At 60.3% G+C, this 16,031-nt stretch carries 11 protein-coding genes; 10 read left to right on the top strand and 1 reads right to left on the bottom strand.

What is annotated here, in order from left to right; genetic code table 11:
• The first annotated feature begins 180 nt into the window (after positions 1-180).
• From aspA to GIV26_RS07765, 7 genes are all read left to right on the top strand, one after another.
• Positions 181-1,605, top strand: a complete 1,425-nt coding sequence (gene aspA, locus GIV26_RS07795; RefSeq protein ID WP_003195657.1) for an aspartate ammonia-lyase — start codon at positions 181-183, stop codon at positions 1,603-1,605.
• Between the two features lie 392 nt (positions 1,606-1,997).
• The gene (locus GIV26_RS07790) at positions 1,998-3,443 is read left to right on the top strand and encodes an alanine/glycine:cation symporter family protein (protein WP_054916993.1); all 1,446 of its coding nucleotides are present in this window, start codon (positions 1,998-2,000) and stop codon (positions 3,441-3,443) included.
• A 76-nt stretch (positions 3,444-3,519) separates the two neighbouring features.
• Positions 3,520-4,497, top strand: coding sequence for an asparaginase (locus tag GIV26_RS07785; protein ID WP_054896065.1), 978 nt, complete (start codon positions 3,520-3,522; stop codon positions 4,495-4,497).
• A 115-nt stretch (positions 4,498-4,612) separates the two neighbouring features.
• Positions 4,613-9,250, top strand: a complete 4,638-nt coding sequence (locus GIV26_RS07780; protein ID WP_236279999.1) for a hypothetical protein — start codon at positions 4,613-4,615, stop codon at positions 9,248-9,250.
• A gap of 63 nt (positions 9,251-9,313) precedes the next feature.
• Positions 9,314-10,306 (top strand): AraC family transcriptional regulator, encoded by a 993-nt coding sequence (locus GIV26_RS07775; protein ID WP_054896067.1) that lies wholly within the window; start codon positions 9,314-9,316, stop codon positions 10,304-10,306.
• A 127-nt stretch (positions 10,307-10,433) separates the two neighbouring features.
• Positions 10,434-11,468, top strand: a complete 1,035-nt coding sequence (locus tag GIV26_RS07770) for a histone deacetylase family protein (protein ID WP_096143033.1) — start codon at positions 10,434-10,436, stop codon at positions 11,466-11,468.
• A complete protein-coding gene (locus GIV26_RS07765) occupies positions 11,465-12,556 on the top strand; it encodes a polyamine ABC transporter substrate-binding protein (protein WP_096143032.1) in 1,092 nt (363 codons plus the stop codon). The genes GIV26_RS07770 and GIV26_RS07765 overlap by 4 nt, the downstream gene beginning before the upstream one ends.
• An 84-nt stretch (positions 12,557-12,640) precedes the next feature.
• On the opposite strand, the gene pdxR is transcribed toward GIV26_RS07765, so the two are convergent.
• Positions 12,641-14,179 carry a MocR-like pyridoxine biosynthesis transcription factor PdxR gene (pdxR, locus tag GIV26_RS07760; RefSeq protein WP_236279997.1) on the bottom strand — a complete coding sequence of 513 codons (1,539 nt, stop codon included), beginning with the start codon at positions 14,177-14,179 and terminating at the stop codon, positions 12,641-12,643.
• 87 nt (positions 14,180-14,266) lie between these two features.
• On the opposite strand from pdxR, the gene GIV26_RS07755 reads away from it, so the two are divergent.
• From GIV26_RS07755 to GIV26_RS07745, 3 genes are read left to right on the top strand one after another with little or no spacing between them, the layout of a single operon-like run.
• A complete protein-coding gene (locus GIV26_RS07755; protein WP_236279995.1) occupies positions 14,267-14,905 on the top strand; it encodes an FMN-binding negative transcriptional regulator in 639 nt (212 codons plus the stop codon).
• The gene (locus tag GIV26_RS07750) at positions 14,902-15,348 is read left to right on the top strand and encodes a GNAT family N-acetyltransferase (RefSeq protein WP_054896072.1); all 447 of its coding nucleotides are present in this window, start codon (positions 14,902-14,904) and stop codon (positions 15,346-15,348) included. Before GIV26_RS07755 ends, GIV26_RS07750 begins: the two co-directional genes overlap by 4 nt.
• 10 nt (positions 15,349-15,358) lie before the next feature.
• Entirely contained in the window at positions 15,359-16,030 is a 672-nt protein-coding gene (locus GIV26_RS07745; protein WP_034129143.1) for a GNAT family N-acetyltransferase, read from the top strand.
• Position 16,031 lies beyond the last annotated feature (1 nt).

Raw genomic sequence — 16,031 nt, 5'->3', positions numbered from 1 at the left:
ACTGCCTCCCACGGAATGCACCATTTTGGCACACACGCCCGCCAAGATAACCGGGTCACATCCACATTATGCCGTTTGTGCATAGGCCAGTGTTTAACAGCATTGGCCCAAAAAGTTCTACAAGCCTAGCATTCGCAGCGTTCCGGCCAGTTCCGGGTCCATATTGAGATGATTTCCGTCATGTCCTCTGCTGCATCATTCCGTACCGAAAAAGACCTGCTTGGCGTACTCGAAGTACCGGCTCAAGCGTATTACGGCATCCAGACCCTGCGAGCGGTGAATAACTTCCGCCTCTCGGGCGTTCCGATTTCGCATTACCCGAAATTGGTGGTCGGTCTGGCAATGGTCAAGCAAGCGGCCGCTGACGCCAACCGCGAGTTGGGCCAGCTCAGCGAAGCCAAGCACGCTGCCATCAGCGAAGCCTGTGCTCGTCTGATCCGCGGCGATTTCCACGAAGAGTTCGTGGTGGACATGATTCAAGGCGGCGCCGGCACTTCAACCAACATGAATGCCAACGAAGTCATCGCCAACATCGCGCTGGAGGCCATGGGTCACCAGAAGGGCGAATACCAGTACCTGCACCCCAACAACGACGTGAACATGGCGCAGTCGACCAACGACGCCTACCCGACCGCGATCCGCCTGGGTCTGCTGTTGGGCCATGACGCGCTGCTGGCCAGCCTCGACAGCCTGATCCAGGCGTTCGCCGCCAAAGGCGCCGAGTTCAGCCATGTGCTGAAAATGGGCCGCACCCAGTTACAAGACGCCGTGCCGATGACCCTCGGCCAGGAATTCCGCGCTTTCGCCACTACCCTGGGCGAAGACCTGGCGCGCCTGAAGACCCTGGCACCGGAGCTGCTCACCGAAGTGAACCTGGGCGGCACCGCCATCGGCACCGGCATCAACGCCGACCCACGTTACCAGGCCCTGGCCGTACAACGCCTGGCCACCATCAGCGGCCAGCCGCTGGTACCGGCGGCCGACTTGATCGAAGCCACCTCCGACATGGGCGCCTTTGTACTGTTCTCCGGCATGCTCAAGCGTACCGCCGTGAAGCTGTCCAAGATCTGCAACGACTTGCGCCTGCTGTCCAGCGGCCCACGCACCGGCATCAACGAGATCAACCTGCCGGCACGCCAGCCAGGCAGCTCGATCATGCCCGGCAAGGTCAACCCGGTGATTCCGGAAGCGGTTAACCAGGTGGCATTCCAGGTGATCGGTAACGACCTGGCCCTGACCATGGCAGCCGAAGGCGGACAATTGCAGTTGAACGTGATGGAGCCGCTGATCGCCTTCAAGATCTTCGACTCGATCCGCCTGCTGCAACGCGCCATGGACATGCTGCGCGAGCACTGCATCGTCGGCATCACCGCCAACGAAGCACGCTGCCGCGAACTGGTGGAGCATTCCATCGGCCTGGTCACCGCGCTGAACCCGTACATCGGCTATGAAAACGCCACCCGCATTGCGCGTATCGCTCTTGAAAGCGGGCGCGGCGTGCTGGAACTGGTGCGTGAAGAAGGCTTGCTCGACGACGCCATGCTCGACGACATCCTGCGCCCGGAAAACATGATCGCTCCACGCTTGGTCCCGCTGAAGGCCTAAGCGTTTGTTGCACCGCTCACCAGGTTGAGGGACTAGACACCTCTCACCTTTTGAGGGCCTGAAGGCTCGTTCTTCAGGCCCTTTTTTTTGCCTTGAGGTTGCTCCATGACGCCCATAAAAAATCTAATATCGCACCGCAAACCTTCCTCCCCTTCCGCGACCGCGCTGAAACCTTTAATCGCCCCGTGCAGACGGATCACGCTCGCCTAGGTATAGTGCCGCCCCTCTTCGCGTCTGCGGCTGTCGGTAACGAGGCCCGGGAACCACGCGAAAGCGCATGAATAACAACACCCGCAAAAGGATGGGGATCGAGCGTCGTGCACTGCCTGGTGCCGAGCGATGCGTCGGACCGTCCTGCGTTTGCCATTAGAAAAATCAGCGAGGAACACTCCATGCTCGAAGTCATCAACGACTTCCTCTCAGGGAAAGTACTGATCGTGCTCATAGTCGGGCTCGGCGGTTATTTCACGATCCGCTCGCGTTTCGTGCAGTTGCGTCACTTTTTCCACATGTTCTCGGTGTTTAAAGACAGCCTCAAGAGCAGCGCCGGCCAACTCAGCTCGTTCCAGGCGCTGATGCTCAGCCTGGCCGGCCGCGTGGGTGCCGGTAACATCGCCGGTGTCGGCATTGCCGTGACGTTGGGTGGCCCGGGTGCCGTGTTCTGGATGTGGGTCACCGCGCTGGTGGGCATGTCTTCGAGCTTTATCGAGTGCTCCCTCGGCCAGTTGTACAAGCGCACCGACGCTGAAGGCACCTACCGTGGCGGCCCGGCGTATTACATCCAGCACGGCCTGCACAAGCGCTGGCTGGGGATGGTCATGGCGTTCCTGCTGCTGGTGACCTTCGGCTTTGCCTTCAACGGCCTGCAAGCACACGCTGTCACCCACTCGCTGAACAACGCCTTCGGGCTCGACACCACCTACACCGGCCTCGCGCTGGCGGTGTTGCTGGGCCTGGTGTTCATCGGCGGGATCAAGCGTATCGCCTCGATCGCCGACCTGCTGGTGCCGGTCAAGACCCTGGTCTACATCGCCGTGACCCTGTACGTGATCGTGCTGCAATTCGACCACGTACCGGCCATGCTCGCGACCATCGTCAAGAGCGCGTTCGGCCTCGACCAAGCCTTCGGTGGCCTGGTGGGCAGCGCGATCATCATGGGTGTAAAGCGCGGCGTGTTCGCCAACGAAGCAGGCTTGGGCAGTGCGCCTAACGTGGCGGCAGTGGCGTCGGTAGAACACCCTATCGCCCAAGGCGTGGTGCAAGCGTTCAGCGTGTTCCTCGACACCTTCGTGATCTGCACCTGTACTGCGTTGCTGATCCTGCTGTCGGGTTTCTACACCCCAGGCTTTGAAGGCGACGGCATTGCCCTGACCCAGAACTCCCTGGCGGCAGTAGTGGGTGACTGGGGCCGCATGTTCATCTCGGTGGCCCTGGCGTTGTTCGTGTTCACGTCGATCATGTACAACTACTACTTGGGCGAGAGCAACCTGCGCTTCCTGGTCGGCAACAACCGCAAGGTGCTGATGGGTTATCGCGCTTTGGTGCTGGTGCTGATTTTCTGGGGCTCCATCGAGAACTTGAGCACGGTGTTTGCCTTCGCCGACATCACCATGACCATGCTCGCGTTCGTCAACCTGTTCGCCCTGGCGTTCCTGTTCAAGATTGCCATGCGCATCCTCAACGACTACGACAACCAGCGCGCGGCGGGTATCAAGACCCCGGTGTTCGATTCCAGCCAGTTCCCCGACCTGGACCTGGACCGCAAGGCCTGGCCGGCCAACCCGGTGAAAACCGAAGCGGCCCCGGCAGTTGAACTGAGCGCTCAAGCGCAACGTTAATCACGGCTAGATGACACGCCGCCCGGCCTTGGGCATGCTCTGGGCCCGGCGGCGTTTTTCGTTCAGGAGATTTTCGATGCAATCAGCTAATAACGTGATGGTGCTCTATACCGGCGGCACCATTGGCATGCAGGCCAGCGCCAATGGCCTGGCACCCGCGTCTGGTTTTGAAGTACGCATGCGTGAACAGTTCGCCGACGCAGACCTGCCCGCGTGGCGCTTCCGGGAAATGTCACCACTGATCGACAGCGCCAACATGAACCCCGCTTACTGGCAGCGCCTGCGCAGCGCCGTGGTCGAGGCGGTAGACGCCGGCTGCGATGCCGTGCTGATCCTGCACGGCACCGACACCCTGGCCTACAGCGCGGCGGCCATGAGCTTCCAACTGCTGGGCCTGCCGGCACCGGTGGTGTTCACCGGTTCGATGCTGCCCGCCGGTGTGCCCGACAGCGATGCCTGGGAAAACGTCAGCGGTGCGTTGACAGCCTTGGCCGAAGGGTTGGAGCCGGGTGTGCACCTGTACTTCCACGGCGCGCTGATGGCACCGACCCGCTGCGCGAAGATTCGCAGTTTTGGGCGCAATCCGTTTGCGGCCTTGCAACGCAAGGATGACTTCGCCCGTGCCGAAACCCTGCCGGCAGCGCTGGATTACCGTCAGCCCAAAGCCTTGGCGAACGTCGGCGTACTGCCGCTGATACCCGGTTTCGACGCTGCACAGCTAGACGCAATCATCAGCAGCGGCATTCAGGGCTTGGTGCTGGAGTGCTTCGGCAGCGGCACCGGGCCGAGCGATAATCCGCAGTTCCTCGCCAGCTTGCAGCGTGCGCAGGATCAAGGTGTGGTGGTGGTCGCCATCACTCAATGCCATGAAGGCGGTGTAGAGCTGGATGTCTACGAAGCCGGCAGCCGCTTGCGAGGCGCCGGCGTGTTGTCCGGCGCAGGCATGACCCGCGAAGCCGCGTTCGGCAAGTTGCACGCCCTGCTCGGTGCCGGCCTTGCCGTCGAGGAAGTGCGGCGCCTGGTAGAGTTGGACCTGCATACCAACCCAACTTGAACGCCCAAGACAGCCCTACATAAGCACTGCTATTCCCTGCTTGCTGATACCTAACATGGAAAACCCGAGCCTGCTCTCGGCTTTTTCCATTGATCGGCAAGACAGGGATGCCCGCATGACAACCTCCAACTCCACACCCTCGCAGCAAACGCCTCCAGACACTGAAACACACAAACTGGCCACTCAACTGTCCGTCGGACCTTCGTTTCGTGAAGCAGCTCGCGAACTGCTGCGCCAGTCTTTACTGGAGAAATACCCAGACCTGGACATCGACCCGGCCATGACACTGATGGGCACTCCCACCTGGGAGCTCATCGATGACCAGATCGTGCCAGGGCCAACACGCTATGAAACCTTGAGCAGCATCCTGGCCCGGCAGGCCATCCTCAAGGTGCCGACGCTGTGCGTCGAGGGCAATCACTTCCTGACCCTGAAGCCGTTGACCACCCCCCCGCTTCATTTACCCGTGCGTATTGTCGAAATCGCCAATCTTATCAATACCCTGGCGCCGGTGGTCTACCGGGCCTTTCAGGAACAGTTGGTAACGTTCTGGAACCAGAGCAACGGCAACGGTCCTCGCTGGCAAACACTCACCCAGAGCCTGCGCGGGGCCTGGAATGTGCAACACGTCGATGCCTGGACCGACGAAGACTGCACGATGGCCCGAACGCTGTTTCATGCACCCACCCGCTCCGCTCGCCAAGGCAATAACCCTTATGGCAGCCGCGCTTATCTGATTGATGCCGACCTGGTAAAAGGTTCCAAGACGCAGCACACCGACCAAGTATTCATGACCGTGCTCGAGGGCAAACTCGAAGACAAAACCCTGATCCTCTGTTACTCACCCTTCAAGGGATACGAGAAATACGACACCTACCAACAGCTAGGCGATTCGTTGAAGGATCACCTGGAGCAACCGGAGGCTTTTGATCGCCTGGAGTGGCGCCTTTATGAACCTGACGGCGATTTTTTCGAGCACGCTGCCTGCAAGCTGATCGCCCTGCAACTTGAGACTGTGGAAAACCTCAAAACCGGGGATTACAAACAGCCCAGCGCGAAACACCCGCCCCTGCAAACACTCCCGATGCCTGCAGAAAAAGCCATCGCCAAAGGGCCGGGCCCAGGCTGGTATCAAACCCAACTGCCGGACTGGCTGACCGATGCCTCTGCCAGCGATCAGTCGCTTTATTCACGCCACCTCAAGGACTTGGCCTCGCTCAATAGCCTGAATGCCGGCAAGACCTACGATGACGGTATTCCCAGCATTCATCAGTTCGCCTTGGACCAGTTGAAAATCGAGCTGCTCAAGGACCACCCGACGCTGCATTACCTGAAGCTCGACAAGCTGAAAATCCAGGTCAAGAGCCTGGTGGTATGGGGCCTTTTCACCGTGCCCGGGCAGTTCGAAACCACCACGTTCAGCCTTGCCGAACTGGCCCTGCAAAACCTGATTGCACTGCCCACCGGTAATAAAACGTTGCTGAGCGACATCCGCCAATCCATACCGGATCGGATAACCGTGGCTTACCTCGAAACACTGATCAGCCGCTGTAATATCGGTGTCACGTACCCTGCATTGATCCGCAGCAAACTGCTGGATGACCCGGCCGAGGCGTCACGTCGCAAAAAACTGTACCGCGATCACCTGCGAGTCCAATTGCCGATGCTGGCCTTACAGCACAAGATTCGCCGCATGGGCGGGATTGACGAGCGCGGCTACCGCTACGTTGTGGCTGTGATGCAGCCTGAAAGCGGCGACCATTACGTCGACGGCAAAGCCATCATGGTGCGACGCCTGAGCTTCAACCCCAAGCGCCGGCTCATCAACGGCAACGATGACATCACCAATATGTACATCATCGGCCCAGAAAATGCTCAAGACGGCCCTTGCCTGCTATACCGCCCGTTGTTTGAACCCGCGTTGCTGCAATACCCATCACCGGCAAACTTGCTGTATGCCATCAGCCAGTCGCGCACGTTGCGCGATTCGGTCATTAGCTGGCTACCGGACGCGGTGCGTAACCACTACGCCAATTATGTCTTTACCAGTCATTGGCCGTCGCCGTGGGTCATCGCCGACTTTCTGGTAAACCCCATCGAGCTATGGACCTATAGCGGTCCCGTGAGTCTTGGTGAGGAGAGCCTCAACGGGGATATGTTCAAGACGCTGTTCGAAAGCAACGCCAAAGCGCTGATTGAACTGGCGGACCGCCAATCGGTATCGAATGCCGAAAGCCGCTGGGACACGCTAAAGCAGGCCGGTTGGGTGCTCTTCAATGCCGCACTGCCCTTTATGGGGCGCGTCGCAAGCACTAGCGCGTGGATCTGGCAAATCGTCGAACAGCTGGAAACTTTTGCCCAGGCCCATGAGGAGGGCGACAAGCCTGCACAATGGTCTGCGCTGACCGATGTGCTGCTTAACCTGGGTATGGCGATCACTTTACACAGCGCACAGCGCAGCAGACCTAAGTTCGAACCGGCCAGGATCGAGCCCACCAAAGTCAAGACGACCGAGCTTGCGCCTGAAACGCCGGGCCCCTCCAGCACGATAAGCTTCACCGTCGAGCAACTGCCTGAGCGAACCTCGCTGGCCCCGCCTCCCGATCACGAGATCGCGCTGAACACGAGCGGCGCAATCAACCGCACGCCAGCGCTGGAAACCTCGATGCTTGAAAGCTTTAAAACAGAAAAGCCCGCTGACCTCGGCGCCGTCATAGACCAGCCGGCTGCTGACCGATACCTGTATCAGTCAGGAGAGCAACACTATGCTCCCGTCGGCGAAGATTGGTTCATGGTAAAAGTGGACGACGATAAAAACATTGTTGTCATTGACCCCAACCAGGCCAACCGCATCGGCCCCATACTGATTCACAACGCTCAGGGCGAATGGTCCGTCGACCACCGGGTGCGCCTGCGCAAACCCAGTACCGATCGGTTGAAAAATACCGCCAAGGACCTTGCGATCACCGAAGCCGACGCATCGCGCAGAAAATTGAAAGCGTTTGAAAGCGCGAAGAAAACCCAGCAGCACCTACTGCAAGAAACCCGCAGAGCAATGGACGAGGCCCCCAGTACCAGTGCCCAAGCCAAACGCCAGGCCTACCTGGACACGCTCGATGGCCAATCGGAAGACTACGAACAAGCACGGCAACACCTGATGACCATCGCCGTCTTCACCTCGGAGCCTGAATTCCAAGTAAAAGCCATTGGCTATCTACAGGCCCAACTGGCGCTCAATGAAGCCGGGGTAAACGAAGTACTTGTCCCCTTTACTTCAAAACTTTCGCCCGTTCTGGACCAGCTCCCAATCCATGCACCGCCCCCTCATACCAGCGATATCGCGGACTACCAACAGATCGTCGAGATGAGCGACAGCATGATCAAGCGCCTGGATTACGCTCAGTCACGCTTCACCGAACTACGCAAATTCGGCCCGGCCGGATTCGACGTGATCAGGGAGAGCAAACGCAAACTGCCCCGCTATATGAGCGACGATCTGAGGGCCCTGCAGGTGACGTTGGCGCGTCACTTGTGCCTGACCCCTGAATCCCTCGCAACCGAACCCCATGCCTGGGAGATGCTCAACGACACGCTCGACAGTGCCGACGTCGCGGTACAGACCCTGCGTGACACCCTGGATGAGCGAAGCGAATACCGCCTGGACGAGCGTATCGATGCCTTGAGCAATCTAGTGGAGCAGTTCAAGTTCATCGATGAGCGCTTGAAGGACTTTTCTCAAGAGTTCTCCGAACAGATCCAGGCCCAACCCCTGGAACGCCTGAGTCGATCGCTGCAAGGGTTCGCCAACCGCGCCAAGGCGGCACTCGTCCCTCTGCACGAAGAACAGAAACTGACGCGAATCAGGCCCACCCCTCCCCCTGCGCTACCCAGGCCGCTGAAAAAATTTATCCAGACACGCTACAACGGCGTGTTGATTGGCGAACCGCGCTTGGACCCCATAGGGACCGTATCAAGGTTCGTTGATATCAAGACCCCGATAACCGGCCAGGTCCTGGCCACCTTTCATGAGAAGACTCCGGGTATGTGGGTCGAACACATCGAAACGCCCCCGGCACAGGCCACATCCGCAACGCTCACGCTCCACGACGCCACCACCGCGGGCGAGAAACTACTTGCCCAATTGCCGAAGTTTCAAGAACGCGCCAGCCAACAAGCCAACGATACCTCGCGCACGGCCATCGGCATCGAGTACATGTTTCACCAGCACGCCTGGTTGCTCGAGCGCAGCGAGCAAGATATTGACGAGGCATTGATCAAAGCCAAAGTCACGGCACAAACCAAGCAATCCAGCGCAGACCTGCGCAAACGACTCAAGGCTGCCACAAAAGCACTTTACGCACGAGCCACTGAAACCGTGGCAAAGCTGATCAAGCAACAGCCACCCACCATTGCCCATGTCGACTGGCTCATTAACCACCGCGAAATTGCGATCAAAAAGGTCACGACCCGCCAGCCCCTCAAGGGCGCCACTTGGAGCTATCAAGATGAGTATGCCGTCATTGATCTGTCTACCAGCAAACCCCTCTGGTATGCACATTTCCAATACTCGAGCGCCCACGCTTCACTTAACAGATTTCTCCATGCACGGTTGAAAACACCAGCAGAACAACAGCTCAAAGAGGTGGCTGACACGATCACCGACTTAAACGCAGAGGAACAACTCAACTACTACCGCAGCTCCATCAACCTGACGCAAGCCCAGCGCTTGTTTTTCCCGCCAGAGGTCTATTGACCTCCCCCTCGCGCAACGGCACATAACTTGCTCCAGCCTGGCAAACCCAGGCTGGAATCGATCATGCTGCATTCACACCTGACCACCCTCAATGCGGTCTCGCTGATACTGGAGACGTTCAAGCCTGACGGCATACCCAGCCAAACCCTGCTGGCCGGCAGTGGCATCAGCAGCGCCGACCTGGGCCGCGCCGATACGCGTATTACCACTCATCAGGAAATGCGCGTATGCGCCAACGCCGTGGCGTTGCGCCGGGGTATCGGCTTGGAACTGGGCCGGCGCATGCATGTGTCATCCTACGGCATGCTCGGTTATGCACTGCTCACCAGTGCCACCTTCGGTGACGCTTTGCGCCTGGCCCTGCGCTACCCGGCGCTGTTGGGAACACTTTTTGAACTGAGCCTGGAGGAGGACGGCCAGCGTGTCTGGTTCAGCGCCAGTGACTATCGCGAAGACCCAGCCCTGCACGCCTTCAATGTCGAGTTCTGCCTGCTCTCGCTGAAAGTCATCGGCGACGATCTGCTCGGCCAACCACTGCCATTACTCGGCGCGCGCTTTGAATACCCAGCGCCCGACTATCGAGCACGCTACGCCGAACGCTTCGACTGCCCGCTGCAATTTGGCGCCGCCAGCAATGCCTTTGCGTTCGACCGTGACTGGCTCGATCAACCCCTGCCGCTGGCCGACGCCGTCACCCACTGCGCCATGGTGGAACGCTGCCGGCGGCAGAATGCCGAGTTCACCGGTCGCCAGGCCTGGCTGGGGCGTGTGCGCCTGTTACTGGCCGCGCAACTGAATGCCGCTCCGGGCCTGGAGGGACTGGCAGGGCAGATGAACTGTTCAGCACGTACCCTGCGCCGGCATTTGCATGATTTGGGCTGCAGCTATCAGGAGTTGCTCGACGAACTACGCTTCGAACGCGCCAAACAGTTGCTGGGGGAGGATGAACTGCCGATCTACCGGATCGCCGAGCAACTGGGCTTCAGCGAGACCGCGAGCTTCCGGCATGCGTTCGTGCGCTGGAGCGGTGTGGCACCGAGTCAGTTCAGGCCTTAGCAAGGGGCGAATAGCGGACAGACACATTGGCCATATCGATCCCCTTTTGGCCGCTCCTGCCGTTCTCCAAAACCCGGCGTCTGGCAACACTGCAAGGCATACCCCAGAGCCTTCGGAGAACAACAACATGCTGACGATCTACTCGGACGATCATCATTTGCACCATGGCCGCTGTGAACTGATGGACGGGCAACTGATGCCCTGCTTCGAAATGCCCTCGCGCGCCGACCATGTGCTGCAACGGGTCAAGGCGCGGGAGCTGGGGCCCGTGCAAGCGCCGCTGGATTTCGGCCTGGCGCCGTTGCAACGTATCCACAGCCGCGACTACCTCGACTTCTTCAAAGGCGCCTGGCAGCGCTGGACCGAATACGGCCAGGACGGCGATCTGTTGCCCTACACCTGGCCTGCGCGCACGTTGCGCCGCGTGATGCCCACCAGCCTGCACGGCCAGTTGGGCTATTACAGCTTCGACGGTGGTGCGCCGATTACAGCCGGCACCTGGCAAGCGGCCTACAGCGCAGCACAAGTTGCCCTCACCGCCCAGGCCGCTATCGCCCGAGGCGCCCACAGTGCCTTCGCGCTGTGCCGCCCGCCGGGGCATCACGCCGCCAGCGATTTGATGGGCGGTTATTGCTACCTCAACAACGCGGCCATCGCAGCCCAGGCATTCCTTGATCAAGGCTGCAAAAAGGTTGCGATCCTCGACGTGGACTACCACCACGGTAACGGCACGCAGTCGATTTTTTATGCGCGCAGCGACGTGCTGTTCACCTCGATTCACGGCCATCCGGAGGCAGAGTTTCCGTTCTTCCTCGGTTATGCCGATGAGCACGGCGAAGGCGAAGGCGCGGGTTTCAATTTCAACTATCCGTTGCCGGCCGGGTCCGGCTGGCAGGCCTGGAGCGCCGCGCTGGAACAGGCCTGCGCCGAAATCGAGCGCTACGCCGCCGACATCATCGTGGTGTCCCTGGGCGTGGACACGTTCAAGGACGACCCTATCTCGCAGTTCAAGCTCGACAGCCCGGACTACCTGACCATGGGCGCACGCATTGCCCGCCTGGGCAAACCCACGCTGTTCGTGATGGAGGGCGGCTACGCGGTGGAAGAAATCGGTATCAACGCCGTCAACGTGCTGGAAGGTTTCGAGGAAGCAGCCCAATGAACATACTCAAGTCGCTCGCCCTGTGCGCCGTGGTTGTCAGCGGCGCAGCCCAGGCCGAAGAAAAAACCCTGAAGGTCTACAACTGGTTCGACTACATCACGCCCAAGGCGCTGGAAGACTTCAAGGCCCAGCACCCGTCGATCAAGCTGGTGTACGACATCTTCGACACCAACGAAGCCCTGGAAGCCAAACTGCTCACCGGCAACTCCGGCTATGACGTGGTGGTGCCGTCCAACGTGTTCCTGGCCAAGCAGATCGAAGCCGGTGTGTTCCAGCCCCTGGACCGCAGCCAGTTGCCGAACTGGAACCATCTTGACCCCAAACTGATGAAGCTGATCGAAGCCAACGACCCCGGCAATCAATACGCCGTGCCCTACATGTACGGCACCATCCTGATCGGCTTCAACCCAGCCAAGGTCAAGGCGGCCCTGGGCGACAACGCCCCCGTGGACAGCTGGGACCTGATCTTCAAGGAAGAGAACATCAGCAAGCTCAAGCAATGCGGCGTCGCACTGCTGGACTCGCCCTCGGAGATCCTGCCCCTGGCGTTGCAGCACTTGGGCCTGGACCCCAACAGCAGCAACCCCCAGGACTACGACAAGGCCGAAGCGCTGTTGATGAAGATCCGCCCGTACATCACCTACTTTCACTCTTCCAAATACATGGCGGACATCGCCAATGGCGATATCTGCGTGGCGGTGGGCTACTCCGGCAGTTTTTCCCAAGCCGCCAACCGCGCCAAGGAAGCCAAGAATGGCGTGACCGTGGACATGCGCTTGCCCAAGGAAGGCGCGCCGATCTGGTTCGACATGCTCGCCATTCCCAAAGGCGCTAAAAACCCGGGGGACGCCTACACCTTCATCAACTACCTTCTGCAACCCAACGTCATCGCGCCGGTCAGCGATTTCGTCGGCTACCCCAACCCTAACAAGGACGCGACTCAACTGGTCGACCCGGCCATCCGCAACAACCCCAACCTGTACCCGACCACAGCCGCCATGGCCACGCTCTACACCCTCAAACCGCTGGGCAGCAAAGCAGAACGTGCCAGGACGAGGGCCTGGACCAAGATCAAATCCGGGAAGTAACCCACGGTGGATTTGACGGTAGTCCTACGTAAGCACCGCCTCGCCGGGCTACCTCTATCTACCGACTAAACAGGGAGGCACGCGCTACGGCAGCCATGCCTGGCGCAACCGCCCCAACGCCTGCGCAATCTGCATTTCAGGCACAGCGGCAAACCCCATCACCAGGCCGGCACGCTGGTCATGTGGTGGGCTGGTGCCTGCCAACCAATAGCCGCTCAAGCCATTGATTTCGACCCCTGCGGCGTGAGCTTGGGTGAGCAACACCTGCTCACGTGCCAGGCTGTCCACGCGTACCGTCATGTGCAGCCCGGCCGCAACGCTGGGCAAGGATCCGACGCCGGGCAACCCGTCGGGCCAACCGGCCAGCAAGGCATTGCGACGGCTCAACGCAGCACGGCGCATCCGACGAATGTGGCGCTGGAAGTGCCCCGCCGCCATGAACTCGGCCATCACCGCCTGGGTGCTGATTTCGGAGTGACGCACGTCCACCGCGCGGCGCCGGGTGAAGGCTTGCACCAGGCCCGGTGGCAACACCAGGTAACCCAGGCGCAACGCCGGGAACGCCACCTTGCCGAAGGTGCCCACGTACAGCACGCGGCCACTGCGATCCAGCGCGGCCAATGGTGACAGCGGCGCGCCGCTGTAGCGGTACTCGCCGTCGTAATCGTCCTCCACGATCCAGCCGCCTGAACGCTCGGCCCAGGCCAGCAATTCCAGGCGGCGTGCCAGGCTCATCACCACGCCCAGCGGATACTGATGGGAAGGCGTGACATACGCCACGCGGCAATCATTGAGGGTACTGAGCACCTGGCAATCCATACCCTCACCGTCCACCGGCACGCCGTGCAATCGCCCGCCGGCCAAAGCGAATGCATGGCCGGCCGCGCGATAGCCAGGGTTTTCCACCGCCACGCCATCCCCAGGCTCCACCAGCAACTGTGCACAAAGGCTGATGGCCTGCTGTGCGCCGCTGGTGATCACAATTTGTTCAGCCGTGCATTGCATGCCACGCGAGCTGCGCAGGTACGCGGCGATCAAACCGCGCAGGCGGCCATCACCTGCCGGGTCGCCATAGCACAGCTGTTCCAGGTCGGGTTTGCGCCAGAACGCCCCATTCAGCTTGGCCCATACCTCAAACGGGAACAGATCGAAGGCGGGTACGCCCACGCGAAATGCCCGAGGCGGCCCCGAAGGCGGCTGAGGCAGGTGGTGGTCTTTTACCCGAGCCAACCCGGCACTGTGGATAACTTCGTCATCCAAATCCTCAGGTAAATTTGCCCATTTTGTGGATAACCCTGGGGATAAGCCTGTTGACAACCCTGTGGATACTTTTGTGGATAGTTTTTGGGGCATCGGCAATTGGGCAACATAGGTGCCATCACCCACCCGGCTCTCGATAAACCCTTCGGCATACAACTGGTCGTAGGCGCGCACCACGCTGTTGCGGGAAATCGACAAGGCTGTCGCCAAATCTCGGGTTGCGGGCAACCGCGTGCCGCTGACCAATCGCCCATCCAATACCCGCTGGCGCAGGGCCTCATAAAGCTGGCGCGTGAGGCCCTGGCGGCGGTCCAGCTCGATACCGGCGGGGTTGAAGGACAGCGGTGGCGAAACAGGCGGCATATTGGACCTATGAAAATAGCGCGAGATGGCTCTTACAACGAACCAATAGCCTGCCTAGGATGCAGGCATTCGCCAAGGAATATCTCCATGTACACACCCCGAGCCTTTGCTCTCGATGACTTGCCCGAAATCCAGCAACTGATCCAGCACACCCGTCTGGCGCAGTTGGTAACCGTGGGTGAAAACGGCCTGCAAGCCAGCCACTTGCCTTTGCTGCTCAACCCCGATGAAGGGCCCAATGGCACGCTGTACGGTCACCTGGCCAAGGCCAACCCGCAATGGCGCGAGCTGCAAAATGGCGGTGAAGCGCTGGTGATCTTCGCCGGTGCCGACGCCTATATCAGCCCGGCGTTTTACCCCGCCAAGGCCGAGCACGGCAAAGTGGTCCCGACCTGGAACTACATCGCCGTGCACGCCTATGGCACGCCTGCGGTATTCAGCGACGCCGAGCGCTTGCTCAAGGTGGTCACCGCCCTCACCGACCGCCATGAGAGCGGTCGCGCCCAACCCTGGCGTGTCAGCGACGCACCGGCGGACTACATTGACGGCATGCTCAAGGCCATCGTCGGCTTTGCCTTGCCGATCGAGCGCCTGGTGGGCAAACGCAAGCTCAGCCAGAACCGCAGCGCCGCCGACATAGCCGGTGTCCGTGACGGCCTGGCCGCCAGTGCCGATGTACGCGACCAGACCCTCGCCCGCTATATTCCCCAAGGAGTTTCAGAATGAGCTTGATCGACATTCGCCAGGTCACAGCCGCCGACCAAGCCGCCTGGCTGCCGCTATGGCAGGCCTACTTGGCGTTCTACAACACCGAATTGCCGGACGCCGTCAGCCAAAGCACTTGGCAACGCCTGATCGACGCCAGCGAGCCGACCCATTCGGCACTGGCCTGGCAGGACGGCAAGGCGGTGGGCATGGTCAACTTCATCTACCATCGCTCCAACTGGAGCATCGAGAACTCCTGCTACCTGCAGGACTTGCTGGTTGACCCAGCCCAACGTGGCACGGGGGTCGGTCGCAAGCTGATCGAATTCGTCTACGCCACCGCCAAGGCCGATGGCTGCTGCAAGGTGCACTGGTTGACCCATGAGACCAACGCCACGGCGATCCAGCTCTATGAGCGCATCGCCGAACGCCCAGGCTTCATCCAATTTCGCAAAGGTCTTTAAGGAGCACTGCATGATCAATTCCCTCGCTGATTGGAAAGGCGTCCCGGCGCCGACTGCGCAACTGCTTGAAGGGCGTTTTATCCACCTGGAAAAGCTCGACCCGGCGCGCCATGCCGATCAACTGTGGCAAGCCCTTGACGGCCCAGGGGCCGATCCGAAGCTGTGGGATTACTTGCCCTACGGCCCGTTCACCGAGCGCAGTGCCTTCGACGCATGGTTGAACAATCACGCCGCCCACAGCGACCCGTACTTTTTCAGCGTGATCGACCGTGCGACGGGCCAGGTTCAGGGCATCCTCAGCCTGATGTCCATCGTCCCGGCGCAAGGCCGTATCGAAATCGGCCACGTCACCTTCGGCGCACCCATGCAGCGCTCGCCGAAAAGCACCGAAGCGGTGTACCTGCTGGCCAAATATGCGTTCGAGCAGGGCTACCGTCGGCTGGAGTGGAAGTGCAACAACGGCAACGCGCGGTCCAAGTACGCAGCCGAGCGCTTGGGGTTCAGTTTTGAAGGGGTGTTCCGCCAGCACATGGTGGTCAAGGGGCAGAACCGCGATACGGCGTGGTATTCGATCCTGGATTCGGAATGGCCGAAGGTCGGTGCCGGGTTTGAGGCGTGGTTGTCGGAGGCGAACCAGAGTGGTTCGGGCCAGTTGAAGACACTTACAGAGTGTCGGGATTAAT

The sequence above is a fragment of the Pseudomonas sp. PA-1-3F genome (assembly GCF_021609665.1).
GTDB lineage: Bacteria > Pseudomonadota > Gammaproteobacteria > Pseudomonadales > Pseudomonadaceae > Aquipseudomonas > Aquipseudomonas paracarnis.
The sequence above is the reverse complement of the archived record's forward strand: the minus strand, read 5'-3'. Positions and strand labels throughout refer to the sequence as shown.